Below are 23,254 nucleotides of genomic sequence, written 5' to 3'. Positions count from 1 at the left end.
GGCATGGCTTCGGGACTGGCCCGGTCTATGCTATGTTTCGGTTATGAAACCATCCACCATTCAAGAATTTCACGATGCGCAGACAACTGATGACAGGGCGATATGTGAGGCTCTGCGTGCAGTGATTGATGAGATGCTTCCAGACGCTGAAAGCAAGATCTGGCATGCCCATCCTGTCTGGTTTCTCAAGGAAAACCCCATCGTCGGGTACAGCAAGCTCAAAAGCTGTATCCGTCTGATGTTCTGGAGCGGGGCGGATTTTGACGAGCTGGATTTGAAGCCGGGAACCGGCAAGTTCATGGATGCGTCAATCCGATACACGGATGTGGAAGAAATCAGATATGACGACTTGAAACGCTGGCTTGTGAAGAGTCGGCAGGTGCAGTGGGATTACAAGAACATCTACAAGCGAAAAGGTCGGCTGGAGCGACTGTCCTGAAGCGCGGAGGTCTGCCTTGATGGCAGCAATAGCCGATACAGACGCGAATGGGCGCTTCGATCTGCAGCGAGATGAAAGAAACGCATGTCCTGCGGATTGCTGCGTCAAAAAAAGGCCGCTGGTACCAGCGGCCCTTCCTGTAATGCGATCTGAAACACTTTACGCGACTTTCTCGCCAGCCTCTTTCAGCCAGGCCAGCACGTTTTCGGGTGCGCTTTCGCCATAGGGGTCTTCGGCGTGGTTGTCGCAGCGGCCGGGCTCTTCGAACCATGCCTCGACCACACCATCGTTGATGACGGCGGCATAGCGCCACGAGCGGGCACCGAAGCCAAGGTTGTCCTTGTTGACCAGCATGCCCATGCCGCGGGTGAACTCGCCTGATCCATCGGGGATGACTTTGACGTTTTCAAGTTCCTGGTTGCGGGCCCAAGCGTTCATGACGAAGCTGTCATTGACCGACATGCAGTAGATCTCGTCGATGCCTTGCGCGCGGAACTCGTCGGCGCCTTTTTCAAAGCCCGGGAGTTGATAGGTCGAGCAGGTCGGCGTGAACGCACCGGGCAGCGAAAACAGCACAACGCGCTTGCCTTTGAAATAATCGTCCGACGTCATGTCTTGCCAGCGGAAGGGGTTGGGGCCTTCGATGCTGTCATCCCGGACACGGGTGCGGAAGGTGATGTTGGGAACGCGAACGCCAGCTTGCATGTTAAAAATCCTTCTGTCTGAGGCGCGCACAGAATCGCGCGGCGCGGGTTGCTCATTGTCTTAGAACGATTCCAGATAGGTCTCAACGCGGATTTTGCAAGTGCAGCATGGACAGGTTCTGCAACCGCAACTTGTCGTGTCGAAGGGGGTGTGGCGCAAAGGTCCAAGAACGGTATTCCAACGCAACACCGCGTTTGATAATCAGAGGTTATGAATATTACCCTTCGGCAACTGACCTATGTGATTGCCTTGGCCGAAACCCGTCATTTCGGCCAGGCGGCGGCGCGGTGTCATGTGACGCAACCAGCCCTTTCCAATCAGATCAAGGAACTGGAAGATCGTCTGCAAACGCCCCTGTTCCTGCGTGACCGGAAAGGGGTGTCACTGACCTCGGCCGGGCAGGACGTGCTGGCCACCGCAAAGCGGATCATGGCCGAACTTGAGCGGATGGAAGATGCGGTGCATTGGCAGAAAGGGCTGACCGGACGGCTTCGGTTGGGGGTTATCCCCACCGTTGCGCCTTATCTGCTGCCCATCGCGTTGCCTTTGATCCGGGCCCGCACGACCGGGCTTGACTTGCGCCTGCGCGAAGCCCAGACCGCTGATCTGCTGGCAGATCTGGAAGAGGGGCGTTTGGATGCCGCGATCATCGCGCTGCCCTCCGGTGTCACCGGGCTGGTCGAAGCGCCCCTGTTCACCGACCGCTTCCTGCTGGCCGGCACATCTGCCCAGATCGAGCGAATTACCGGCACACGCGCGTCTTTGCATCCGGCGATGATCGACCCGGAACTGCTGCTGTTGCTGGAAGAGGGGCATTGTCTTGCCGATCAGGCGCTTGAGGTTTGCGGCCTGCGACGGCGCGACCGGCGGGTTGACCTTGGGGCGGCGTCGCTGGGCACGCTGTGCCGGTTGGCAGCGGGGGGGCTGGGCGTGACCTTCCTGCCCGAACTGGCGCGGGGCGACGAACAGAAAGCCACGCCCGACCTTGCCGTCGCCCGGTTCGCCCAGCCCGAACCATGTCGCACCATCGGTTTGGTGCGCCGCAACCTGTCGGTGCATACCGATTGGTTCGATACGCTGGCGGGTCTGCTGCAACAGGCGGGAACGCAGGTGGTTCGGGACACAGGCCATGCGCCAGGCACATAACAGCCATGCGGCTTTCAAGGTGACTCGGCGGCACGATACCGTTATATGTCGCAAAGCCGATTTTGGCGCGGAGGAATGCCATGCGTGATCTGAAAATCCCGGAAAGTCGCCACCCTGAAAAGGCGCATCGCCCGGACAATGCACAGCCCAAGAAGCCCAGCTGGATTCGCGTGAAAGCGCCCGGCGGTAAAGGCTATGCTGAAACGCACAGGATCATGCGTGAAAACAACCTTGCCACGGTTTGCGAGGAAGCCGCGTGCCCCAATGCCGGCGAATGCTGGAGCCAGGGCCACGCCACCATGATGATCATGGGCGAGATCTGCACTCGCGGCTGCACCTTCTGCAACGTCGCCACCGGTCGCCCCGACGATCTGGACGCGTTCGAACCGGGCCGCGTGGCCCATGCGGTGAAGAAACTGGGGCTAAACCACGTGGTGATCACGTCGGTGGACCGCGACGATCTGAAAGACGGTGGGGCAGACCATTTTGCGCAGACCATCCGCGCCATTCGCCACCAGTCACCCGACACCACCATCGAGATTCTGACCCCGGATTTCCTGAAATGCGATCCGTCCGTTCTGGAAACCGTGGTCGAGGCGCGGCCGGATGTGTTCAACCACAATCTTGAAACTGTACCGGGCCTTTATCCGCAGGTGCGCCCCGGCGCGCGGTATTTCCATTCGCTTCGCCTGTTGCAGCGGGTCAAGGAACTGGACCCGTCGATGTTCACCAAATCCGGGATCATGGTCGGGCTGGGCGAGGATCGTCAGGGCGTGTTGCAGGTCATGGATGACATGCGCGCGGCGGGGATCGACTTCCTGACCATCGGGCAATATCTGCAACCAACACCGAAACACCACGCGGTCGCGCGGTTCGTGCACCCGGATGAGTTCAAGGACTACGAGACCGCCGCTTACGGCAAGGGGTTCCTGATGGTGTCGGCCACTCCTTTGACACGCTCGTCCTATCACGCGGGTGACGATTTCGCACGGCTGCGCGCGGCGCGTGAAGAACAGCTTGCAAGAGGCTGACAGGAAATACTTTATGGCTTGAGACGCAGACGCTCCATCTGCATCCAGTCCGGTGTTCCGAACAGCATCTCGTAAATCACGATCGCCGCGCAGATCGCGACGACTGCAAAAACCAACCTCACACGTTTGGCCGAAGGCGGATGCCGCGCCCATTTGGCCATCCGCATGAACCAGCGCGGGTTCATGGGTCAGTCTTCGTCCAGAAACCGCACCTTGCCGATATGGGGCAGGTTGCGATCGCGCTGTGCAAAGTCGATGCCATAGCCAACCACGAACTCGTCCGGGATTTCGAACCCGATCCAGTCGGCGCGGATGTCGACCTCGCGCCGGGATGGTTTGTCAAGCAGCGCGATGGTTTTCAGCTTGCGCGGCGATTTGGCTTTCAACAGACCGACCACATGTTTCAGGGTAAAACCCGTGTCGACAATATCTTCGACCACCAGCACGTCGCGGCCAGAAATCTCACCGCGCAAGTCCTTGAGAATACGGACTTCCCGACTGCTTTCGGTCGAGTCGCCGTACGAGGACGCTTCCAGAAAATCGACCTCGACCGGCAGGTCCAGCTCGCGCACAACATCGGCGATGAACACGAACGACCCACGCAACAGGCCGACGACGACCAGCTTGTCAGTGCCGTTGAATTCGTCATGAATTTCCTGCGACAGCTCTTCGACCCGCGCCGCGATTTGTTTGGCCGAGATCATCGTGTCTATGACATATGGACGCTGTGCCATGTGTTCCCCCTTGATTTCCGGTCGTATTCCTAAGACATACGCAGCGAAGTGAGAAGGGGAAACCTGACCATGCCGACACATGGGGAAAAACGCGTCCTGCCATACACGTCGGAACAGATGTATGATCTGGTGGCGGATGTGGGGCGATATCCCGAATTTCTGCCGTGGAATACTGCTGCGCGGGTGCGCCGCGTGACGCCGCAGCCCGATGGGCGTGACCTGATGGAGGCGGATCTTGTCATCAGTTTCAAGGTGTTTCGCGAACGCTTTGCCAGCCGTGTCTGGCTGGACGAAGGCGGGCGGCGGATCGACACGGAATATCTGGACGGTCCCTTCAAATACCTGAAATCGCACTGGATATTTCACCCGTACCCGGATGGGTGCGAGGTGGAGTTTTTCGTGGATTTCGAGTTCAAGAGTGCAATCCTGCAAAAGGTGATCGGGCTTGTCTTCAACGAAGCGATGCACCGCATCGTTGCCGCGTTTGAGGCCCGCGCTGCAGAGCTTTATACACCGCAGGGTCAGCCTCCGCCTGCATAGGCGCGCAAACCTGGGTCAGCTTTTCCGCCGTTTTGGCGCGCTGTCACCGCCTTTGGCCTTTGCGATGGCCTTGGCGGCAGCCCGGGCGCGGTTTTTCTTGCTGTTGGGCTTGCCCTTCGGCGGGGGCGGTCCTTTCTTGCGGTCGGCGGGTCGCTTGCCTTTGGGCGTGTCACCCTCGGGTTTGGACGGCTTGCGTGGTTTGGCGTCCGCGTCCTTTGTCCTGGCATGGACGGGGGCTTTGATGGGACGATCGGCGCCGAACTCGTCTTTCCCATTGTGCTTGGTGCTTGACGTGCGGTCGCCTTTGCGGTGCGGCTTTGTCGGTTTCTTGTCAAACTTGCGTGTCTTGCCGCGCGGGGCCGGTTTCCCGGTGCGCGCAAGATCGGGGGCAGCATCCAGTTGTTCGACGGCAAAGCCCTCGACCGACATGGCGGGGGTGATCAAGGACAGGAAACCGGGAACCTTGTTCGCCTTCACCTCGAAAAACGACTGGTCATCTTGCAGCCGGATCGCGCCGATATCACCACGCGAGATCCCGCCGGCCTTGCACAGCATGGGCAGCAGGTGACGCGGGTCGGCGCCCTGATCGCGGCCCTTGGCAAGGCTGAACCAGACGCTCGGCCCGAAGGGTTCGCGCTTTTCCGGCTTGGTGTTGACGTCGGACAGTTCCTCGGGCGCAGCGTGGGCCGTGTGGTAAAGTTTCAGATAGGCGGCGGCGAGTTGCGCGGGGGTGAATGTCGCCACCAGTTCTTCGGCCAATGCAGCCTCGTTCGCGGTGGGCTCCTGTATCCAGACTTCATCGGCCAGAATGCGTTTCTGATCCTCCGCCTGCACCTCTTGCGCCGAAGGGGCCGGGCTCCAATCGGCGGTCAGCTTGGCGAAGCGCAGCAGGCGTTCTGCCTTTTTGCGGGCTGCAGGCGGCACGATCAGAGTACTGACCCCTTTGCGTCCCGCGCGCCCTGTGCGGCCCGACCGGTGCAACAGCGTTTCATGGTTGTTGGGCAGTTCGGCATGGATCACCAGATCGAGCTTCGGCAAGTCGATCCCGCGCGCTGCCACATCCGTCGCCACACAGATCCGCGCCCGCCCGTCGCGCATGGATTGAAGCGCGTTGGACCTTTCATTCTGTGTCAGCTCACCGGAGAGGGCGACCACATTGAACCCACGGTTCGACAGCCGCGTCGCCAGTCGGCTGACCATCGCGCGGGTGTTGCAAAAGATGATCGCGTTGGGGGCCTCGAAAAACCTGAGCACGTTGATGATCGCGTTTTCCCCGTCGCGCGGGGCGACCAGCATGGCGCGGTAGTCAATATCCGTGTGCTGGCTTTTCTCAGCCACCGTAGAGATCCGCTGAGCGTCCTTCTGATAGCGCGCGGCCAGCGTGGCGATGCTTTTCGGGACCGTGGCGGAAAACAGCAGGGTTTGGCGATCTTCGGGGGTTTCATCCAGAATGAACTCAAGATCTTCGCGAAAGCCCAGGTCCAGCATTTCGTCGGCCTCGTCCAGCACCACGCTGCGCAGGGCAGACAGGTCGATTGATCCGCGCATGACGTGGTCACGCAGACGCCCCGGTGTGGCGACGACGATGTGCGCGCCACGCGCCAAGGCACGGCGTTCATCGCGCATATCCATGCCGCCCACGCAGGAGGCGACGACCGCCCCGGTCTTGGCAAACAGCCACATCAACTCGCGTTTCACCTGCATCGCCAATTCCCGCGTGGGGGCGATGACCAGCCCCAACGGGCTTGCGGCAGGGCCGAATTGATCTGCGTCACCCAACAGCACCGGCGCAATGGCCAGGCCGAAGCCGACGGTTTTGCCTGACCCGGTCTGGGCCGAAACAAGAAGGTCCGCGCCTTCCAGCGCAGGGTCGGACACGGCGGTCTGGACTTGGGTCAGGGTGTCATATCCGCGCTCGGCAAGCGCGTCAGAGATAGGCTGTTTCACGGGCGGTCGATTCTGTTGTGTCTGAAGAACAAGAAGGGCGGCGTGCATGGGCTGCGTCGCAGGTGCGAAAGCGGGCTGATAGCCTGTTCGCACGGGAATGTATAGCGGAATAACGCGCTAGTCGGTGTCGGCCAGCGGGTGGTGGGTCAGGACAAGGTCTTTCAACCGTTCCTCCAGTACATGTGTATAAATCTCGGTGGTCGAGATATCGGCATGTCCCAAAAGCGTCTGGATCGAGCGCAGATCGGCCCCATGCGCCAGAAGATGCGTGGCAAAGGCGTGGCGCAGACGGTGCGGGGTCACCGCGTCGGGCGACACACCGGCGGCCAGGGCGATTTCTTTGATCAGACCATAGAAACGATGCCGGGTCAGATGGCCGGATTTGCCGCTGGACGGAAACAAAAAGGGCGAAGGCTTGGCACCCGTTTTTGCGCGTTTCTCATCCTCGGCGGCGTCGCGCGCCTCAAGCCAGGCGGCCAGCGCATCGCGGGCGGGGGGTGACAGGGGCACCATCCGCTCTTTCCCGCCTTTGCCTTTAACCAGCAGCATATGCGGGTCGCCACGGGCGGCCGAGGCGGGCAGGGTGACAAGCTCGCTGACCCGCATTCCGGTGGCATAAAGCAGTTCCATCAGGCAGGTGTTGCGCAGTTTGTCCAACGGGCTGCGGCCATGATTGCGCGCGGTGACAAGCAGCGCCTCGACCTGATCTTCGCTCAGGATCTTGGGCAGGGATTTCGACCGCCCCGGCCCCTTGATCTTTATGGCCGGGTTGTCCGGGCGCCACCCTTCTTCGTAGGCAAAGCGGTAAAGCTGCTTGATCGCCGACAGACGGCGCGCGCGGGTGGATTGCGCCAGCCCCATTGTGTCGCAATCGACCATGAAGGCTTCGATATCGGCGCGACTGATGGCGGCAAAATCCAGCCCCTTGTCGCCTGCAAACTCGGCAAAGCTCTTCAGGTCACGCCCATAGGCCAGCAGCGTGTTTTCAGACGCATCCAGTTCGGCCGCCTGCGCTTCCAGAAAGGTGGAAATCCAGCGGGCGTGGTCGGCGTTCATCCGCGCCGCTCCAGAATCAGGAACTGAAGAGCGGCCTGCCGGGCGACCTGTTCCAGCCCCACATGCCGGAAGAAGGCCAGCGCATCGGTCAACTCGTCCAGATCGCCATTCAGGCCTGTTGAAAACAACTCGATGGCACGCAGGATGGCTTCACCCAGTCGATCTTGTTCAACGAGCGAGCGCAGGCGGATGGGCAGATCGGTGGCGGCGAACCCGTCAAGCACGGCACGGCTGCGGTCGTCGATCGGTGTCAGATCGGCGGTCTCGCCACGTGCGATACCCAGAAGGATCGGCGCGAGCGAGTCGCGGGGGGCAGCATGCCCAAGGGCCGCGACGGTGTCATATTGGTCGGAAAGAAGCCCAAGCCGAAGGGCAAGGTCGCCTGCGCGACCGGACAGGTTGCGTTTGGCCAGGTCTGCCCCGAAGACTTGCGCAAACGGCACCTCCAGCCCGCTTTCTTCCAGATGCGGCCACAGCGCCAGCACGGCGCGGGCAAGGTCGTCGTCATCCTCTGAGGCCAGCGCGGTTTCCACGGCGTTCACCGCGCTCATCCGGTCCCAGATGCCGCCCGACGCTGCGGGTCGGCGTTCGGAATAGAGACCCAAAAGCTGGTTTTCCGTCACGGCCCCGACCCGCGCCAGACGTTCCCCGGCTTCGGCCCGTGCTTTCCAGCCGATATTGGCGCGCAGATCGGATTGCGCGAAGGCCAGCGGCAGCGAGGTCGTGTTGATATGCAGGCCGATCGCCTCGAACATGCGGAAGGTCAGGGGCGAGGGGTGATCGGGCCGCGGCAAGTCCGGTTCGTCCTCGAACAGTTCGGGGTCAAGAAACCGCGCGAGCAAGGCGTCGTCCTCGTCGCTGATATAGCCCAGCGCCCGCCCCGTTTCCAAAGTCAGGACCGCCGCGTCCCAATCGCCGCTGCGTGCCAGACAGAAGACGCGGGCGGGGAAGGTGGGGCTGAGTTCGGGCGTGGCGCGCAGGGTGGTGCAATGCTCGTCCTCGTTGCCCAACAGAAGCGCGGTGTCAAAGGCGCGGCGAAAGACACGCGGGTTGACCGAACCGGCCCGCGCCAGAAGCGCCTCGGCCTGATCCAGCGCGCCCTGGGTCAACAGGCGGTCGACCCGCGCCAGAAACAGGCGATCTTCGCCCGCGCTGGCCCCTTTGGGGGGATCCAGTTCGGCCAGCATCAGCCGTTGCAGCAGGCTTTGCAGGGCTGGCAGCAGATCCAGATCAATTGCGGTGATGCGGCGAGCCAGGTCGTCGGGCCGTGACATGCCCCACAGGTCGCGGGGCAGGCCCGTCACCGCATGGGGCAACAGCCCGACCGCATCCAGCACCGGGGTTTCCAGCAGTGTCATGGTGACTTCGGCCACCGACGCGCCCGTACTGGTTGCCGGTTCATCAAAAGACGGAGGCAAGATGGCACTGTCAGACGATGGCGGCGGCAGTGCGATGCTGTCCGACAACCAATCGATGGCCGACAAGGGGGCGGTGCCCTGCGGTGCCTGCGCCGTGGCGGGCAGTGCCAGTCCGGTCAGAACACACAATAACGCGCCGCCCAGACAAGCGGCGAGTCCATGTCGTCTGTCCCTGACCTGTTCAGTCCCCATTCAACGTCACTGTGCTGCTTTGAGGGGCGGTTCTTGGCGCCATGTCACCGAAGAACGCAAACCCGGTCAGCCCGATAAAGCCGACGATTGCCAGGAAAAGAATAAGCTTGATCAAACGGATCAGCATGTTGTTCCAACCATTTTCTGCCTCAAGTGGTATTTTGTCTGATTTTATATATGGCATTTTCGGCAAGATCACGCCATTCAGGAAAGAAATCCGAATTTGGGCAAGTGAGCGCCGTTTTGGCATTCAAACTGAAAAAATCCATCGTCATGGTGGGCATGATGGGGGCCGGAAAGACGGCGGTCGGGCAGGCGGTTGCGAACCGGTTGCGCGTGCCGTTTCTGGACAGCGACGAAGAGATCGTGCGCGCCGCAAACATGTCGATCGCAGAGATTTTCGAACGCGACGGCGAGGCGTTTTTTCGAGATCGCGAATCCGAGGTGATCGGGCGCCTTCTGGACACCCAGCGCGCGGTTCTATCCACCGGCGGCGGGGCGTTCATGTCGGAACGCAATCGCCAGATGATTGCCCAGCGGGGTGTTGCGGTCTGGCTGAAGGCCGATCTTGACCTTTTGTGGGCGCGGGTGCGCCACAAGGACACGCGCCCCCTTTTGCGTACCCCCGACCCGAAGGCCACGCTGACCGATATCTACAACACTCGCGTACCGGTCTATGCCAAGGCCGACCTGGCGGTCGAGGCGCAGCGCGACTATTCGATTGCCGAAATGGCGGATGCGGTTGTGGCAGCGCTTCTGACCCGCCCTGATGTGCTGGAGGAAACCTGACATGACCACCGTTCATGTGCCGTTGGGCGATCGTGCCTATGACGTGCGGATTGCGCCGGGCCTGATCGGGCACGCGGGCGCAGAAATCGCCCCCCTGTTGCCCCGCCCGAAGGTCTGGATCGTGACGGAACAGACTGTTGCGGGGTTGCATCTTGCGTCGCTTCAGAAAGGGCTTGCTGCCAGCGGGATTGCCTCGGACGCGCTGATCCTTCCGCCCGGGGAAGGGACGAAAAGCTGGCCGCAACTGACGCGTACGGTCGAATGGTTGCTGGATCAGCGGGTCGAACGCAAGGACGTGGTGGTCGCCTTTGGCGGCGGTGTGATCGGTGACCTGGTGGGCTTTGCCGCCGCGATTCTGCGCCGGGGGGTGCGATTCGTGCAGGTGCCGACATCGCTTCTGGCACAGGTGGACAGTTCAGTCGGCGGCAAGACGGGGATCAATGCCCCGCAAGGCAAGAACCTGATCGGCGCATTTCATCAGCCGTCCCTTGTTCTGGCTGATATCGAGGTGTTGGGAACGCTGACCCCGCGTGATTTTCTGGCGGGTTACGGTGAGGTCGTCAAATACGGCGGGCTGGGGGATGGGGCGTTTTTCGAATGGCTCGAATTCAACGGCCCTGCGCTGGCCGCTGGCAATATGAAGCTGCGTGAAGAGGCCGTGCGCCGCTCGGTCCAGATGAAGGCCGATATCGTGGTGCGGGACGAAACCGAGCAGGGTGATCGTGCGCTTCTGAACCTCGGCCATACATTCGGTCACGCGCTGGAGGCGGCAACGGGCTATTCCGACCGGCTGCTGCACGGCGAAGGCGTCGCCATCGGGTGCGCGCTGGCGTTTGAAACCTCGGCACGGCTGGGGCTGATCAGTCAGGAAAGCCCGTCCCGGTTCCGCGCACATCTGGCGGCAATGGGGATGAAGAAAGACCTGTCGGACATTCCGGGCGAACTGCCGGACAGCGCGGGGCTGATCACCCTGATGGGGCAGGACAAGAAGGTCGAACAGGGCAAGCTGCGATTCGTGCTGGCCCGTGCCATTGGCGACGCTTTCGTGGCAGATGATGTGGATATGGATGTGGTGCGCGCGGTGCTGGACGACGCGCTGGCGAGGCGCTGATATGAAAACAGCCGCCCAACAGGGCGGCTGCATCGCTTGTATCCGACTGGGTCAGAACGGGATTTCGTCGTCGAAGCCGCCGCCTGCGGGTGCCGGGCCGCTGTCGCCAGCGCCACCGCCATAGCCGCCCTGGCTGCCCCCACCGTAACCGCCGCCGCCACCCTGGCCGCCGCCTTCACCGCGTCCGTCCAGCATGGTCAAAGTGCCGCCATACCCCTGCAGCACGACTTCGGTCGAGTAGCGATCCTGCCCCGACTGGTCCTGCCACTTGCGGGTTTGCAGCTTGCCTTCGATATAAACCTTGGAGCCTTTGCGCAGGAACTGTTCGCAGACGCGCACCAGCCCTTCCGAGAAGATGGCGACCGAATGCCATTCGGTCTTTTCCCGCCGCTCGCCGGTGTTGCGGTCTTTCCAGGTCTCTGACGTCGCAATGCGCAGGTTGCAGACCTTTCCGCCGTTCTGGAATGTACGCACTTCCGGGTCGGCGCCCAGATTTCCGATCAGCATGACCTTGTTAAGCGAACCCGCCATCCGTCGTCCTTTCGATTCTGTAATTCGACTTCATCGTTACACCATCTGGGGGGGCATGGGGAAACCGAAATCCCGTGTGGGCGTGGCAAATGAAGGGCAGTGAAGCCGGGTCCATATCCGCATATCAAGCTCGCCTTCGCAAAATGCCACACCCTCTTCCCCAAAAAGCCGAACTTGCGTATATTGCCGTCATTGATTTCAGGGGACAGGCAGGGGACAGGCATGTCACGCAGCATATTTCGTCGTGGATACGGGGCCGTTTTGGCCGTTGCAACGGGGCTTGCCCCAATCGGTCAGGCCGCTTTTGCCGAGAACCTGTTTTCAAGCTCGGGTGGACGGTCCGCCTTTGCGGCGCAGACCCGTGTGTTGGACACCCGCGCGGCGCAGCAATACGCCTCCAGCACCCGGCTGACCCCCAACAAGGACGCCGTGCCGACCTATGGCATTCCCTCCTTCACCGGAAAATACAAAGGCGAATACCTGGCACTGGCCAAAGCCGCGGCCCAGCGGCACGGCATTCCGCAAGACCTGTTCCTGCGGTTGGTGCAGCAGGAAAGCGGCTGGAACCCGCGCGCACGCAGCCATGCCGGGGCGATTGGTCTTGCGCAATTGATGCCCTTTACCGCGCGCAAGCTGGGGGTTGATCCGCATAACCCGGTGCAAAATCTGGAAGGCGGCGCGCGTTACCTGCGTCAGCAATATGACCGGTTCCGGTCGTGGAAGCTGGCGCTCGCAGCCTATAATGCCGGGCCGGAGGCGGTGCAGAAGTATTCAGGTGTGCCGCCCTACAAGGAAACGCGCGGCTATGTGCGGGCCATTCTGGGCAGCTAGCGCGCCCGTTCAGACCGATCGCCCCTGTGGCCCGGAATAGGCGCGTTCGACCTTTGCCACCCGCAACGCGTAGTGCGCATACCAGCGTTCGATCCCCATTTTCTGCGCGATCAGATGCTCGGACACCTGTTTCCATGCCAGAATTGCGTCCTCGTCCGCCCAATAGGACACGGTGATTCCCAGCCCGGAGGCATCGCGGGTGGTTTCCGCCCCTAAATATCCGGGCTGCGCCTGCGCCAGCGCGAAAATCCTGTCCGCCATCGCCGCATATCCCGGTGCGGGGTTAGCCAGTTGATTGGTGAAGATCACTGCGTAATAAGGCAGAGCAGGCAAAGGGGCGAAGCGGGGTTGGGTCATCTGGACGCGTTTCTCAGGCTGGTCGCGTCCAGACTAGAGTGGTGGCTCAGGATATTCCAGCCGAGAGACTTATTCGACGCCGGACAGTTCTTTCTTGTGCAGCCATTCCGCATGTTTGGGCGCGCGCTTGGTCTCGGACCATTCGTTCAGCATGTCCCATTTGACGGTGTCCATGCGGGCCAGCATTTTTTCCTCCTCTGGGTCGGGGCAGGCCAGTTCAACGCGGTGTCCGTTGGGATCGAAGAAATAGATCGAATGGAAGATCGAATGGTCGGTGACGCCCAGAACCTCGACCCCTTCTTTTTCAAGATGCTCTTTGAATTCAATCAGTTCCGCGCGGTCTTTGACCTTGAAGGCAATATGCTGCACCCAGATCGGCGTGTTTTCGTCACGGCCCATGTCCGGTTTGGTCGGAAGCTCGAAGAAGGCGAGCACATTGCCATTCCCGGCATCCAGAAAGACATGCATATACGGGTCCGGTTCATGGGTCGATGGCACATGGTTCTCTGCAATCGCCAGAACAAAGTCCATATTCAGCATTTTCCCATACCATTCAACGGTTTCCTTTGCATCCTTACAGCGATAGGCGACGTGGTGAATCTGTTCGATCTTCATGTGAATCCTCCTATTTCACTCGTTCAGTAACATGAGTTCATTGCAAATGCAACGATAAGGGCGTGCCGACCCAATGCGGGAGGGTAAACTGGGGTGTCACGGACGAAGGCGCCTATGCCGGGGCAAGCGTCAGCGCATAAGCATAGGTCACGATGATAAAGGCGCTGAGGATCAGCGACCAGATGACGCTGTCACGTGGCGAACGCTGCGCCAGGACACGGATGACATGATCGCCGCCGGGGGTGGTCAGGTGGCGAAACAGGGATCGTTCCTGGTCAAGCTGACCTTCGATCAGAATGAAAAAGGAAAACACCATCGAAGGCAGATAGACGGTGATGAACATCTCGGCCAGCCACGTTTCGGGCCGCGCCAGAAGGCCGATGGAAGCGGTCGCCACCAGGCAGGCCGCAAGCGACACATGCTTGCCCAGCCGCAGGGTGCGATTGCGCGCATGCGCCAGCCGGTCAAGATCCAGCGCGATATGGCGATGACCACCCGCGATTAGCGCCCGTCGCAACAGATGATAGCGCCGCTTGAACAGGACAGGGCTTTGCCCTTTGCACAAATGCACAAAAGCGTCAGCCAGGTGGGCGTCCTTGTCCGCCAATGCGTGGTTCAATTCGATCAGCAGGCGTTGTTCTTCGTCCGACTGGCGCGACACCTGTCCCAGCCCTTCGACCAGGATCACCACGAAAAAGATGCTCAGGATGCTGAGCGCATCAAAATAATACTCGTTCTGCACAAAGAACGGATCGACGAAATAGCACCACGACCCGGCCCCCAGCACGGTCAGCACCAATGATTTGAACGCACGCGTGGTATCGGCGGCGATGGTCAGAAGCAGGTTCGAGCTGAGGATGAAGGTCAGGCCGATCAGCTCGTGACCTTTCAGCGCCTCGCCGGTCCAGAGTGAAAACAACAATAGCGAAAAGGCCGGGGTGAAGAACCAGACGAATCCGTCCGAAGCCCGTTTCAGTTTCAATGTGGCAAAGGAATACAGCACCGAAGATGTGAAGTTCAGCGCCACGATGACCAACACCCAAGGCCACGAATCCCACAACGAGCCCGCCGGCACATCAATTGCCGGTTCCGCGCCCGGAAAGACGGCAAAGTAGATGGCAAAGAGCGGCAGGGCAGGCAGAAAGAAGAATTGCAGTAAAAAATAGCTTAGCACCGGACCGATATGGTGGCGTTCGCGCATCAGCTTCACCGCGCGCGCCTTGAAGGCGACCGACAGGCCCATCGTCACCGCCGAGGCCAGCGCCAAAAGCGCCCCGATCCAAGTGCTGGTTTCTACTCCGTCCAATTTGGACGGCAGGTCCAGCACCAACACCACCCCCAGAAAGGCAATGCTGCCCCACAGGTAATCGCTGCCTTCCAGCCGGCTCAGCTGATCGCGCATCAGATATCCCATCGCGATGGCAGACGGGATTGGCCAGGTTTCGGTGATGACGATGGCCACGGGTGTGTCCAGCGAGGCCAGTGACATGGCGAAAAGCAGAAGCGACAGCACGAAGAAGAACGCCTGGATCGAGGACAGCAACAGGATGTTGCGATCCTTCAGCGAGGCCAGGAACCGGCTGCGCCCCCAGGCAGAGACCGCGACTGGCAGGGCGATGGCCACTTTCAGCACGATCAACACGACCGGAAAGCTTGACACGAGCTGCGGATCCATTTCCGACAGCGCCACCGGAATGGCCGCATAGGCCGCGGCGGACAGAAGGATCAATTCGATCGTCGAAGCGCGTCTGTAGTTCATGAAGGGGGCAATTTGGTTACGATTCTGGGGCGGGATTTGCAGGGTGTGTTACACGAGGCCCCATAGGTAGCGGGCATGTTTGCCACGCCTATCCCCCTTTGCGGAAAGCGGACGGCGTGGTGCCGGTTTGCTTTTGGAAGGCGCGGGTGAAATAGGCTGCCGAGGCAAAGCCCAGCGAAGCCGCGATGTCCTTGATCGGAATATGCGTTTCGGTCAGCAGGCGGCGTGCTTCGTAATGGATGCGGTCTTGCAGGATGGCGGATGCCGGCCGCCCGCAGGTCTTGTTGCATACGCGGCTCAAATGCGTGGGGGTCACACCCAGTTCGGCGGCATAGTCGCGTACCGTCTTATCCGTGTGAAACTCCTGTTCAACCAGTGCGGTAAAGGCATTGACCAACCGCCCGGTCGCCCCGATTTCCGACTGTTCGACCCGGGTGTCGGACAGTTGGCGTTCCAGCCAGACCGACAACAGCCCCGCATGGCACATCATGGCGCGGTGCGAGGTTTCGTGGCCTTTTTCCATTTCGCGTTGCAGGTCATCGACCAGCCCGCTCAGCACCATCTGCTTGTCAGCCTCGCGCAGGCGCATGTGCACGGCCTCGTCCGGCAGGGCCAGTTCGTCCTCGCTGCCCTGGGGGAACACGACGATGGTGCCGTTGACCTGATTGGACATTTCGAACCCGTGCATCGTGCCGGCGGGCAGGAACAGGCAGTTATGTGGCCCATATCCCGCCGTCACACCGTTGACCGTGATGCGGCCCTGACCGCGCGTGAACCACAGAAGGACCGGAGCCCCGTATGAGCGCATCGCCTCGGTGCGCCAACGACCACCACTGCCCAGCCGGGCAAGGGGCAAGACACGGAAAGGGGACGAAAAAGATTTCGATGTGGTCATGAGTTCAGCGTCAGACGAATAATGCAGGCAACCATCGGCAACGTAACATGGGTATCTCAAAAACGCGCCGCTGTCGCATGGTTTTTTCTGCACCTGTGTTATCCACAGCTTGTCCACAGGGTTTGCGCGACAAATGCGTGGTTTTCCGCGGATTGGTGCGGATATGGTGACGGTTATCGGCATCCCCGGCCCCCGCATTCCAGTCAGGGCAGGGGAATCACCCTCCAGTTGCCCATGCGTTTGCGAAACCACGTTCGTTGCCGCTTGGCATATTGCTGCGAGGCGATGATGGCGCGAACGCGTGCCTCGTCCAGAGAGAGGTCACCCTTCACATGCGCGATCAGTTCGGCGGCGCCGATGGCCTTGGCGCTTGGATCGCGGGGGTTCCAGGTGGCGAGATTGGCGCGTGCTTCCTCCAGCGCGCCCTGTTCCAGCATCACATCGAAACGCTGCGCGATGCGATCGCGCAGCCAGTCGCGATCGGCATGCATCACAAACGGGCAGGTCTCGGCCAGCGGCAGCAGGGGCGGCGGCGTGTCGTCCTGCCAACTGGCCAGGCCGCGACCGGTGGTGCGCTGCACTTCCCACGCGCGGGCGACGCGGGCGGGGTTCTGCGGGTCGATCCGCTCCCGTGTCGCGGGATCCAGATCGGCCAGAAGCGCAGGCAAACCGCCCTGGGCCATACGATGCGCGCCTTCGACACGGATTTCGGGTGGGGTCAGCGGAATGTCGGCAAGCCCCTCGGTCAGGGCGCTCAGGTTCAGGCCGGTACCGCCGACGATGATCGGGCGGTCCGGGCCGGACAGGATCGGCCGCAGATCCCTGAGCCAATGGCCCGCCGAAAACGGATAATTGCGCGGCACATAGCCGTAAAGCCGATGCGGCACGCGGGCCTCATCCTGCACCGAGGGACGGGCCGTCAACACCCGCCAGTTGTCAAACACCTGAAGCGCGTCGGCATTCACGATGACCCCGCCCGAGGCCTCGGCAATCGCCATGGCCAGCGCGGATTTCCCGGATGCGGTCGGCCCGGCGATCAGCACCGGCTGGTCACGTGGAACCGCGCGGGCCAGGCGTTCGATGTCAATACGGGTCTGGGCATGGGGCACAGGCATGGGTCGGTCGGCTTTCATCCGGATGGCGCCCTGGAGCAGGCTTTTTTAAAGAACGACGCGGATCGCGCATTGAATAATGCGCCTTGATCGGTCATTTTGCCCAAAACAATCACGACAACCAGAAAGTGGCAACCGATGAGTGATCAGGCCTCAGGGGTTTCGGGCAAGGCGGCGTCAGAAACGGACGCAGGCGCCCCGCAACCGACCTATAACCGTGTCATGTTGAAAATCTCTGGCGAGGCCCTGATGGGGGATCAGGGATTTGGCCTGAACCCGCCCACCGTTGAACGCATCGCGCAAGAGGTCAAATCGGTCCACGACATGGGGGTCGAGATCTGCATGGTGATCGGTGGCGGCAACATTTTCCGCGGGCTGCAAGGGTCTGCCCAGGGGATGGAGCGGACCACGGCCGATTACATGGGGATGCTGGCCACGGTGATGAACGCCCTTGCGATGCAGTCGGCACTGGAAAGCCTGGGGGTATTCACGCGCGTGATCTCGGCCATTCCGATGGATCAGGTATGCGAACCCTACATCCGCCGCCGCGCCGTGCGTCACCTTGAAAAAGGACGGGTCTGCATTTTTGCCGCCGGCACTGGCAACCCGTATTTTACCACGGATACAGCGGCAACTTTGCGTGCAAATGAAATGGCTTGCGAGGCGATCTTCAAGGGAACGAAGGTCGATGGCGTCTATGACAAGGATCCGGTCAAGAACGCCGATGCGGTGCGCTATGACAACGTGTCCTATGATGATGTGCTGGCGAACCGGTTGGGGGTGATGGACGCCTCGGCGATCGCGCTGGCGCGTGACAACAACCTGCCGATCATCGTCTTTTCGCTGGATGAACCGGGGGGCTTCCGGGGGATCCTGTCCGGCAAGGGCACCTATACCCGCGTGGGCAACTGACCCATTGCATGCATCGCAAGCGCCAGTGGGGGGCGAGATTGTCGGGGCGATTTTTCGCCAATGATTGAAACACCGTGCAAGGTCCGGCGAACCGGACCTATACATCCTATGGGCGGTGGCGTTATACCGGGCGAAAGACGCTCGGTTTGACGTCCGAGACGAAGACAAGGGGAAGCCAGACGATGGCAAACGAAGAATTTGAACTGGATATGGGTGATCTGGAACGCCGGATGGAAGGGGCAATCGCCGCGCTCAGGACGGAGTTTGCGTCGCTCAGGACGGGCCGGGCCTCGGCCTCGATGCTGGAACCGATCATGGTCGACGCCTATGGGCAGCGCACGCCGATCAACCAGGTGGGCACGGTGAACGTGCCGGAGCCGCGCATGGTCACGATCAACGTGTGGGACAAGGGGCTGGTCAACGCGGTTGAAAAAGCAATCCGGGAAAGCGGGCTGGGGATTAATCCGCAGCTGAATGGCACAATCATCATGCTGCCGATCCCGGAACTGAACGAAGAGCGTCGCCGCGAACTGACCCGTGTCGCCGCGCAATATGCCGAACATGCGCGTGTTTCGATCCGCAACGTGCGCCGCGATGGCATGGAACAGCTTAAAAAGGCGAAGAATGACGGAATGAGTGAAGATGATCACAAATTCTGGCATGATGAGGTACAGGGCCTGACAGACAAGTTTGTTGGTAATGTCGACAAGGCGCTTGAGGTAAAACAAGAAGAGATCATGCAGGTCTGACCCAACCGGGCGATAAGTGATCGAACAAGCAGAATTGGGCGTGTCGATGGGCAGAAAAGCCGCGGACAAGGACGAGAAGGCGCATAAGTCGCCGGATCACGTTGCCATCATCATGGATGGTAATGGCCGTTGGGCGCAACGCCGCGGCAAGCCTCGGCTGTTCGGCCATCATGCGGGCGCCAAGCGGGTGCGCGAGATCGTCGAAGCCTGCCCGGATCTGGGTGTGAAATACATCACGATCTTTGCCTTCTCGACCGAGAACTGGAAGCGGACCCAGACCGAGGTTGCCGGTTTGATGAGCCTGTTTCGCCGCTATATCCAGAAAGAGGCGCGCGCGCTGCTGGCCGAAGGGGTGCGGGTGCGGTTCATCGGGGATCGCGACCGGTTGGACAAGAAGCTGATCGCCCTAATGAACGAACTTGAAGAGATGACCGGGGGCAATGACCGCGTGCACCTGACCATCGCGCTGAACTATGGTGGCCGGGACGAGGTGGCACGCGCCACGCGCCGCATGGCGCTGGATGTGGCGGCCGGGCAGCTGGACCCCGAAAGCGTGAATGAACAAACGCTTGCAAGTTATTTGGATACTTGTGTTTTGCCCGATCCTGATCTTGTGATCCGCACGTCAGGCGAGGCGCGGATTTCGAACTTTCTTCTGTGGCAATCCGCCTATGCGGAGTATGAGTTCATTGACACGCTCTGGCCCGACTTCTCGGCCGAGGTCTTTGCCGATGTGGTGGATCGTTTTGCCGGGCGCGAGCGGCGTTTTGGCGCGGTCGAAACCGCCGCCGAATGATCGCTGCGTCCTAATCTTTCGCCCGTTTTCGCTGCGGATCGCGTTGGCGCGGCATTTCAGCCACGCGGGCCTGTTCCAGCCGTCTGACCCGATCAACCGCTTGAGGGCACCCCGCACCAATGTCATAAACCCCGCATGACACATGAAAAACCCTCATCGAAATGGTCTGATCTGGCACCGCGCGTCCTGTCTGCGATCGCCATGGCTGCCATTGCGATCGGGGCGATCGCGCTGGGGGATCCGGTCTTTCTGACCCTGATCGCCGTGGTGATCGGCCTGTGCATCGCCGAGTTTGCGCGTCTTTTGCAACCCGCACCCGTCTGGGTGTTCGTTCTGTTGGGCGCGCTGGCGGCAATGGCCGTTTTCGTCGCCAGTTTCGGCTTCGACGCGTCGGATCCGGAAGGGCAGCTTTTGTCTTTGAAAACTCTTCTTCTCTTCCTGCCGCTTATCGTGGGGGGCGTGCTGATCAAGACCCGGCGCTTGCTGTTTCTTGGCTATGGTGGGGTGATCATGCTGGCCGGGATGGGTTTCATTGCGATGGGACCGGGCGAGGTGCTGATCTGGTTCCTTCTGATCATCATTATGTCCGATGTTGCGGGGTACTTTGTCGGGCGCACTGTGGGCGGGCCAAAATTCTGGCCGCAGATCAGCCCCAAGAAAACATGGTCCGGCACAGTGGCCGGTTGGGTCGGGGCGCTGTTGATCGGTCTGGCCGGGGCAGGGTTCGGGGTGTTCACGCCGACCGAAGCCATGTTTGCGCCGTTGATTGCTTTTGCCGGGCAGATGGGCGACATCGCGGAAAGCGCGATCAAGCGTAAGATGAACGTGAAGGACAGTTCGAACCTTATTCCCGGTCACGGCGGGGTGCTGGACCGGTTCGACGCGATGATTGGTGCGGCGGCGGTGTTGCTCGTTCTGATCGGGGTATCATCGCTTGTGGTGCAGGCCGGATAGCGAGGCAGGGCAAATGACAGCGACAGCACAGCGCAGGGTCTCGATCCTCGGGGCAACCGGGTCGATCGGGCAATCCACGATGGATTTGATCGCCCGCGATCCCGACGCGTATGACGTGGTGGCGCTGACCGGCGGACATAACGTGGCGCGTCTGGCGCATGATGCGATCCGTCTGGACGCCGATATCGCCATCACCGCGCATGAAGACAATCTGCCCGCCCTGCGTGACGCCTTGTCCGGCACCGGCATCGAAACCGCTGCCGGAGAAACCGCCATCGCCGAGGCCGCCACCCGTCCCGCCGATTGGGTGATGTCAGCGATCGTCGGGGCCGCGGGGCTTGTGCCCGGGTTGCGCGCGCTTGAGGCCGGGGCCACGCTGGCGCTGGCAAACAAGGAAAGCCTGGTGACGGCGGGGCCATTGATCATGTCGACCGCCAAGGCCCATGGCGCACGCATCCTGCCGGTGGACAGCGAACACTCGGCGGTGTTCCAGGGGTTGGTGGGCGAGGATATGGGCGCGGTCGAACGGGTGATCATCACCGCTTCGGGCGGGGCGTTTCGCGACTGGCCGCTGGAAAAACTGGCGCAGGCCACGTTGGAACAGGCCAGCGCGCATCCAAACTGGGACATGGGGCAGCGCATCACGATCGACAGCGCATCAATGTTCAACAAGGCGCTGGAAGTCATAGAAACAAAAGAATATTTTGGCTTTCATCCCGATCAGATCGAGGTCGTCGTCCATCCGCAAAGCCTTGTTCACGCGCTGGTCGGTTTCAACGACGGGGCGCTGATGGCACATCTGGGGGCACCCGATATGCGCCATGCCATCGGCTACGCGTTGCATTGGCCGGACCGGCGCGATCTGCCGGTGGAGCGGCTGGACCTTACCCGCATCGCCACGCTGGAATTTCGCGCCCCCGACGAAGCCCGATACCCCGCCCTGCGCCTTGCGCGCGAGGTGATGGAGACCGGCGGATTGTGCGGCGCGATTTTCAATGCCGCGAAAGAAGAAGCCCTTGATGCGTTTATCGCCGGGACCATCGGGTTCATGGACATGGCGCGGGTGGTCGAACAGGTCCTGCATCGCCTTGACGCGGATGTGACCCTGATGCAAGGCGCGATGACCCTTGATAATGTCCGTGCCGCCGACCAAATGGGACGCAGAACCGCCCGCCAGATCATCGACACGCGCACCGCCGCCTGAGCGGCCAGCCAAACAAGAGCAGGAGAGACCTTCCATGGAACTGACCGGGTTGCTTCCCGATTTCGGAAACCTTGCCTTCACGATCCTGGCGTTCCTGGCAGCCCTGACGGTGATCGTCGCGGTGCATGAATACGGTCATTACATCGTCGGGCGCTGGTCCGGCATCAAGGCGGATGTGTTCTCGATCGGGATGGGGCCGGTGCTGGCGTCAAAGATGGACCGGCACGGCACGCGCTGGCAGATCGCGGCCTTTCCCATTGGTGGTTACGTGAAATTTCGTGGCGATTCCAATGTCGCCTCGGGCAGCGCGGATGAGGATGCGATGGCGGCGATGAGCGATGAGGAACGTCGCCATACCATGCATGGTGCGCCCCTTTGGGCGCGAGCGGCCACGGTAGCAGCGGGTCCGGTGTTCAACTTCATCCTGTCGATTCTGATCTTTGCGGGTCTGGCGCTGGCCACGGGCGTGGCGCGCGACCCGCTGTCGGTGGCCACCCCGCTGAACGTGCCGGGCATGGAAGACGGGCTGAAACCGGGAGACGAGATTCTGTCGATTGCCGGGATCGAAACACCCCCGCTGGCCGAGTTCGGCACGCTGGTGGAAAAGCTGCCGGATACCGCCATGATTGATTATCGTGTCCGGCGTGACGGGCGGGTGATCGACCTGGTCGCAACCCATCCGTTCCCCGCGCTTGTCGGATCGGTCAGCCCGAAATCCGCGGCCATTGATGCCGGGCTGAAGGAAGGCGACTTCATCGCCACGGTGGACGGAGCCCCGGTGCCGAGCTTCAACACCCTGCGCGAGATCGTCGTGAACGGGGACGGGTCGCCCCTGACCCTGGGGATCGTGCGCGATGGCACCCCGATGGAGGTCACGCTGACCCCGCGCCGACAGGATATTCCCAGCGCCGATGGCGGGTTTGAAACCCGGTGGTTGATCGGCATCACCTCGGGCATGGTGTTCGAACCGGCAACGCGCACCCCCGGTGTCTGGGAAAGCGTCGTGTCCGGCGCTGAACGGGTGGTCTATATCATTCGGGCCAGCCTGTCGGGGCTGTGGCACATGATCACCGGCGCGATCTCAAGCTGTAACCTGTCCGGGCCGATTGGCATCGCGCAGGTCTCGGGGCAGGCGGCGTCGCTGGGCGCAACGAGCTTCATCAGTTTCATCGCCATGCTGTCCACCGCCATCGGGCTTCTGAACCTGTTTCCGATCCCGGTTCTGGACGGGGGCCATCTGGTCTTTCACGCCTGGGAGGCGGTGACCGGCAAACCGCCATCTGACAAGGTGCTGAACGTTCTTCTGGCGATCGGCTTGTCTCTGGTGTTGTCGCTGATGGTGTTCGGCGTCACCAATGACCTGTTCTGCCCCTAGACGGGTGTCGCGATCCGCGAACGCCACATTCTTGCCACATTTCTGAAGTCGAAACG

26 protein-coding genes are annotated in these 23,254 nt (G+C 61.2%); 13 read left to right on the top strand and 13 right to left on the bottom strand.

Annotation, left to right across the window (positions count from 1 at the left end; genetic code table 11):
• Positions 1 to 43: 43 nt before the first annotated feature.
• A complete protein-coding gene (locus MUY21_RS08860; RefSeq protein ID WP_248409967.1) occupies positions 44 to 439 on the top strand; it encodes a DUF1801 domain-containing protein in 396 nt (131 codons plus the stop codon).
• A gap of 159 nt (positions 440 to 598) precedes the next feature.
• Here MUY21_RS08860 and MUY21_RS08855 read toward each other — a convergent pair whose 3' ends face one another.
• On the bottom strand, positions 599 to 1,144 hold the full coding sequence (locus MUY21_RS08855) for a peroxiredoxin (protein ID WP_248409966.1): 546 nt from the start codon (positions 1,142 to 1,144) through the stop codon (positions 599 to 601).
• Positions 1,145 to 1,354: 210 nt separating this feature from the next.
• Between MUY21_RS08855 and MUY21_RS08850 the strand changes: the two genes are divergently transcribed.
• Both MUY21_RS08850 and lipA read left to right on the top strand, forming a co-directional pair.
• On the top strand, positions 1,355 to 2,290 hold the full coding sequence (locus MUY21_RS08850; RefSeq protein WP_248409965.1) for a hydrogen peroxide-inducible genes activator: 936 nt from the start codon (positions 1,355 to 1,357) through the stop codon (positions 2,288 to 2,290).
• Positions 2,291 to 2,370: 80 nt separating this feature from the next.
• Entirely contained in the window at positions 2,371 to 3,321 is a 951-nt protein-coding gene (gene lipA / locus MUY21_RS08845) for a lipoyl synthase (RefSeq protein WP_191285867.1), read from the top strand.
• An 11-nt stretch (positions 3,322 to 3,332) separates the two neighbouring features.
• Here lipA and MUY21_RS08840 read toward each other — a convergent pair whose 3' ends face one another.
• Together MUY21_RS08840 and hpt are read right to left on the bottom strand one after the other, a co-directional pair.
• Positions 3,333 to 3,506, bottom strand: a complete 174-nt coding sequence (locus tag MUY21_RS08840; protein ID WP_248409964.1) for a hypothetical protein — start codon at positions 3,504 to 3,506, stop codon at positions 3,333 to 3,335.
• Positions 3,507 to 3,509: 3 nt separating this feature from the next.
• Positions 3,510 to 4,055: a hypoxanthine phosphoribosyltransferase gene (gene hpt, locus MUY21_RS08835; protein ID WP_248409963.1), complete on the bottom strand. Its 546-nt coding sequence runs from the start codon at positions 4,053 to 4,055 to the stop codon at positions 3,510 to 3,512.
• A gap of 69 nt (positions 4,056 to 4,124) precedes the next feature.
• Between hpt and MUY21_RS08830 the strand changes: the two genes are divergently transcribed.
• Entirely contained in the window at positions 4,125 to 4,595 is a 471-nt protein-coding gene (locus MUY21_RS08830; protein ID WP_248409962.1) for a type II toxin-antitoxin system RatA family toxin, read from the top strand.
• Between the two features lie 15 nt (positions 4,596 to 4,610).
• On the opposite strand, the gene MUY21_RS08825 is transcribed toward MUY21_RS08830, so the two are convergent.
• The 4 genes from MUY21_RS08825 to MUY21_RS08810 all read right to left on the bottom strand — a co-directional run bounded on the left by MUY21_RS08825 (position 4,611) and on the right by MUY21_RS08810 (position 9,458).
• Entirely contained in the window at positions 4,611 to 6,542 is a 1,932-nt protein-coding gene (locus tag MUY21_RS08825; RefSeq protein WP_248409961.1) for a DEAD/DEAH box helicase, read from the bottom strand.
• Positions 6,543 to 6,659: 117 nt separating this feature from the next.
• Positions 6,660 to 7,598: a site-specific tyrosine recombinase XerD gene (locus MUY21_RS08820; protein ID WP_248409960.1), complete on the bottom strand. Its 939-nt coding sequence runs from the start codon at positions 7,596 to 7,598 to the stop codon at positions 6,660 to 6,662.
• Positions 7,595 to 9,145 carry a hypothetical protein gene (locus MUY21_RS08815; RefSeq protein WP_248409959.1) on the bottom strand — a complete coding sequence of 517 codons (1,551 nt, stop codon included), beginning with the start codon at positions 9,143 to 9,145 and terminating at the stop codon, positions 7,595 to 7,597. The genes MUY21_RS08820 and MUY21_RS08815 overlap by 4 nt, the downstream gene beginning before the upstream one ends.
• A 52-nt stretch (positions 9,146 to 9,197) precedes the next feature.
• Positions 9,198 to 9,458 carry a hypothetical protein gene (locus MUY21_RS08810; RefSeq protein ID WP_248409958.1) on the bottom strand — a complete coding sequence of 87 codons (261 nt, stop codon included), beginning with the start codon at positions 9,456 to 9,458 and terminating at the stop codon, positions 9,198 to 9,200.
• 23 nt (positions 9,459 to 9,481) lie between these two features.
• Between MUY21_RS08810 and MUY21_RS08805 the strand changes: the two genes are divergently transcribed.
• Both MUY21_RS08805 and aroB read left to right on the top strand, forming a co-directional pair.
• Positions 9,482 to 9,997, top strand: coding sequence for a shikimate kinase (locus MUY21_RS08805; protein ID WP_248410050.1), 516 nt, complete (start codon positions 9,482 to 9,484; stop codon positions 9,995 to 9,997).
• A 1-nt stretch (position 9,998) separates the two neighbouring features.
• Positions 9,999 to 11,108, top strand: a complete 1,110-nt coding sequence (gene aroB, locus MUY21_RS08800; protein WP_248409957.1) for a 3-dehydroquinate synthase — start codon at positions 9,999 to 10,001, stop codon at positions 11,106 to 11,108.
• Positions 11,109 to 11,159: 51 nt separating this feature from the next.
• On the opposite strand, the gene ssb is transcribed toward aroB, so the two are convergent.
• Complete coding sequence (ssb, locus tag MUY21_RS08795) at positions 11,160 to 11,639, bottom strand: single-stranded DNA-binding protein (protein WP_248409956.1); 480 nt, start codon at positions 11,637 to 11,639, stop codon at positions 11,160 to 11,162.
• Between the two features lie 222 nt (positions 11,640 to 11,861).
• On the opposite strand from ssb, the gene MUY21_RS08790 reads away from it, so the two are divergent.
• Entirely contained in the window at positions 11,862 to 12,470 is a 609-nt protein-coding gene (locus tag MUY21_RS08790) for a lytic transglycosylase domain-containing protein (protein WP_248409955.1), read from the top strand.
• A 9-nt stretch (positions 12,471 to 12,479) separates the two neighbouring features.
• Here MUY21_RS08790 and MUY21_RS08785 read toward each other — a convergent pair whose 3' ends face one another.
• From MUY21_RS08785 to miaA, 5 genes are all read right to left on the bottom strand, one after another.
• Complete coding sequence (locus MUY21_RS08785) at positions 12,480 to 12,827, bottom strand: antibiotic biosynthesis monooxygenase (RefSeq protein ID WP_248409954.1); 348 nt, start codon at positions 12,825 to 12,827, stop codon at positions 12,480 to 12,482.
• A 69-nt stretch (positions 12,828 to 12,896) separates the two neighbouring features.
• Entirely contained in the window at positions 12,897 to 13,442 is a 546-nt protein-coding gene (locus MUY21_RS08780; RefSeq protein WP_248409953.1) for a VOC family protein, read from the bottom strand.
• Positions 13,443 to 13,554: 112 nt separating this feature from the next.
• A complete protein-coding gene (locus MUY21_RS08775; RefSeq protein ID WP_248409952.1) occupies positions 13,555 to 15,201 on the bottom strand; it encodes a hypothetical protein in 1,647 nt (548 codons plus the stop codon).
• Positions 15,202 to 15,289: 88 nt separating this feature from the next.
• Complete coding sequence (locus MUY21_RS08770; RefSeq protein ID WP_248409951.1) at positions 15,290 to 16,096, bottom strand: AraC family transcriptional regulator; 807 nt, start codon at positions 16,094 to 16,096, stop codon at positions 15,290 to 15,292.
• Positions 16,097 to 16,299: 203 nt separating this feature from the next.
• Positions 16,300 to 17,229 carry a tRNA (adenosine(37)-N6)-dimethylallyltransferase MiaA gene (miaA, locus tag MUY21_RS08765; protein ID WP_248409950.1) on the bottom strand — a complete coding sequence of 310 codons (930 nt, stop codon included), beginning with the start codon at positions 17,227 to 17,229 and terminating at the stop codon, positions 16,300 to 16,302.
• 201 nt (positions 17,230 to 17,430) lie between these two features.
• Here miaA and pyrH point away from each other — a divergent pair, with 201 nt between their 5' ends.
• The 6 genes from pyrH to rseP all read left to right on the top strand — a co-directional run bounded on the left by pyrH (position 17,431) and on the right by rseP (position 23,198).
• Positions 17,431 to 18,120 carry a UMP kinase gene (gene pyrH / locus MUY21_RS08760; RefSeq protein ID WP_248410049.1) on the top strand — a complete coding sequence of 230 codons (690 nt, stop codon included), beginning with the start codon at positions 17,431 to 17,433 and terminating at the stop codon, positions 18,118 to 18,120.
• Positions 18,121 to 18,302: 182 nt separating this feature from the next.
• A complete protein-coding gene (gene frr, locus MUY21_RS08755; RefSeq protein WP_248409949.1) occupies positions 18,303 to 18,869 on the top strand; it encodes a ribosome recycling factor in 567 nt (188 codons plus the stop codon).
• Positions 18,870 to 18,915: 46 nt separating this feature from the next.
• Positions 18,916 to 19,665, top strand: coding sequence for an isoprenyl transferase (locus MUY21_RS08750; protein WP_191285945.1), 750 nt, complete (start codon positions 18,916 to 18,918; stop codon positions 19,663 to 19,665).
• Between the two features lie 135 nt (positions 19,666 to 19,800).
• Positions 19,801 to 20,619 (top strand): phosphatidate cytidylyltransferase, encoded by an 819-nt coding sequence (locus MUY21_RS08745; protein ID WP_248409948.1) that lies wholly within the window; start codon positions 19,801 to 19,803, stop codon positions 20,617 to 20,619.
• A 13-nt stretch (positions 20,620 to 20,632) separates the two neighbouring features.
• Positions 20,633 to 21,823, top strand: coding sequence for a 1-deoxy-D-xylulose-5-phosphate reductoisomerase (dxr, locus tag MUY21_RS08740; protein ID WP_248409947.1), 1,191 nt, complete (start codon positions 20,633 to 20,635; stop codon positions 21,821 to 21,823).
• Positions 21,824 to 21,857: 34 nt separating this feature from the next.
• Positions 21,858 to 23,198, top strand: coding sequence for an RIP metalloprotease RseP (gene rseP / locus MUY21_RS08735; protein ID WP_248409946.1), 1,341 nt, complete (start codon positions 21,858 to 21,860; stop codon positions 23,196 to 23,198).
• The last annotated feature ends 56 nt before the right edge of the window (positions 23,199 to 23,254 follow it).

Source organism: Aliiroseovarius sp. S2029, assembly GCF_023195575.1.
GTDB classification, from domain to species: Bacteria; Pseudomonadota; Alphaproteobacteria; order Rhodobacterales; family Rhodobacteraceae; genus Aliiroseovarius; species Aliiroseovarius zhejiangensis.
The sequence above is the reverse complement of the archived record's forward strand: the minus strand, read 5'-3'. Positions and strand labels throughout refer to the sequence as shown.

Bases quoted from the DNA above. Each gene is read 5' to 3' on its own strand.
- MUY21_RS08860 (WP_248409967.1), top strand. From the start codon at position 44: ATGAAACCATCCACCATTCAAGAATTTCACGATGCGCAGACAACTGAT.
- MUY21_RS08855 (WP_248409966.1), bottom strand. From the start codon at position 1,144: ATGCAAGCTGGCGTTCGCGTTCCCAACATCACCTTCCGCACCCGTGTC.
- MUY21_RS08850 (WP_248409965.1), top strand. From the start codon at position 1,355: ATGAATATTACCCTTCGGCAACTGACCTATGTGATTGCCTTGGCCGAA.
- lipA (WP_191285867.1), top strand. From the start codon at position 2,371: ATGCGTGATCTGAAAATCCCGGAAAGTCGCCACCCTGAAAAGGCGCAT.
- MUY21_RS08840 (WP_248409964.1), bottom strand. From the start codon at position 3,506: ATGAACCCGCGCTGGTTCATGCGGATGGCCAAATGGGCGCGGCATCCG.
- hpt (WP_248409963.1), bottom strand. From the start codon at position 4,055: ATGGCACAGCGTCCATATGTCATAGACACGATGATCTCGGCCAAACAA.
- MUY21_RS08830 (WP_248409962.1), top strand. From the start codon at position 4,125: ATGCCGACACATGGGGAAAAACGCGTCCTGCCATACACGTCGGAACAG.
- MUY21_RS08820 (WP_248409960.1), bottom strand. From the start codon at position 7,598: ATGAACGCCGACCACGCCCGCTGGATTTCCACCTTTCTGGAAGCGCAG.
- MUY21_RS08810 (WP_248409958.1), bottom strand. From the start codon at position 9,458: ATGCCAAAACGGCGCTCACTTGCCCAAATTCGGATTTCTTTCCTGAAT.
- MUY21_RS08805 (WP_248410050.1), top strand. From the start codon at position 9,482: ATGGTGGGCATGATGGGGGCCGGAAAGACGGCGGTCGGGCAGGCGGTT.
- aroB (WP_248409957.1), top strand. From the start codon at position 9,999: ATGACCACCGTTCATGTGCCGTTGGGCGATCGTGCCTATGACGTGCGG.
- ssb (WP_248409956.1), bottom strand. From the start codon at position 11,639: ATGGCGGGTTCGCTTAACAAGGTCATGCTGATCGGAAATCTGGGCGCC.
- MUY21_RS08790 (WP_248409955.1), top strand. From the start codon at position 11,862: ATGTCACGCAGCATATTTCGTCGTGGATACGGGGCCGTTTTGGCCGTT.
- MUY21_RS08785 (WP_248409954.1), bottom strand. From the start codon at position 12,827: ATGACCCAACCCCGCTTCGCCCCTTTGCCTGCTCTGCCTTATTACGCA.
- MUY21_RS08780 (WP_248409953.1), bottom strand. From the start codon at position 13,442: ATGAAGATCGAACAGATTCACCACGTCGCCTATCGCTGTAAGGATGCA.
- MUY21_RS08775 (WP_248409952.1), bottom strand. From the start codon at position 15,201: ATGAACTACAGACGCGCTTCGACGATCGAATTGATCCTTCTGTCCGCC.
- MUY21_RS08770 (WP_248409951.1), bottom strand. From the start codon at position 16,096: ATGACCACATCGAAATCTTTTTCGTCCCCTTTCCGTGTCTTGCCCCTT.
- miaA (WP_248409950.1), bottom strand. From the start codon at position 17,229: ATGAAAGCCGACCGACCCATGCCTGTGCCCCATGCCCAGACCCGTATT.
- pyrH (WP_248410049.1), top strand. From the start codon at position 17,431: ATGTTGAAAATCTCTGGCGAGGCCCTGATGGGGGATCAGGGATTTGGC.
- frr (WP_248409949.1), top strand. From the start codon at position 18,303: ATGGCAAACGAAGAATTTGAACTGGATATGGGTGATCTGGAACGCCGG.
- MUY21_RS08750 (WP_191285945.1), top strand. From the start codon at position 18,916: ATGGGCAGAAAAGCCGCGGACAAGGACGAGAAGGCGCATAAGTCGCCG.
- MUY21_RS08745 (WP_248409948.1), top strand. From the start codon at position 19,801: ATGACACATGAAAAACCCTCATCGAAATGGTCTGATCTGGCACCGCGC.
- dxr (WP_248409947.1), top strand. From the start codon at position 20,633: ATGACAGCGACAGCACAGCGCAGGGTCTCGATCCTCGGGGCAACCGGG.
- rseP (WP_248409946.1), top strand. From the start codon at position 21,858: ATGGAACTGACCGGGTTGCTTCCCGATTTCGGAAACCTTGCCTTCACG.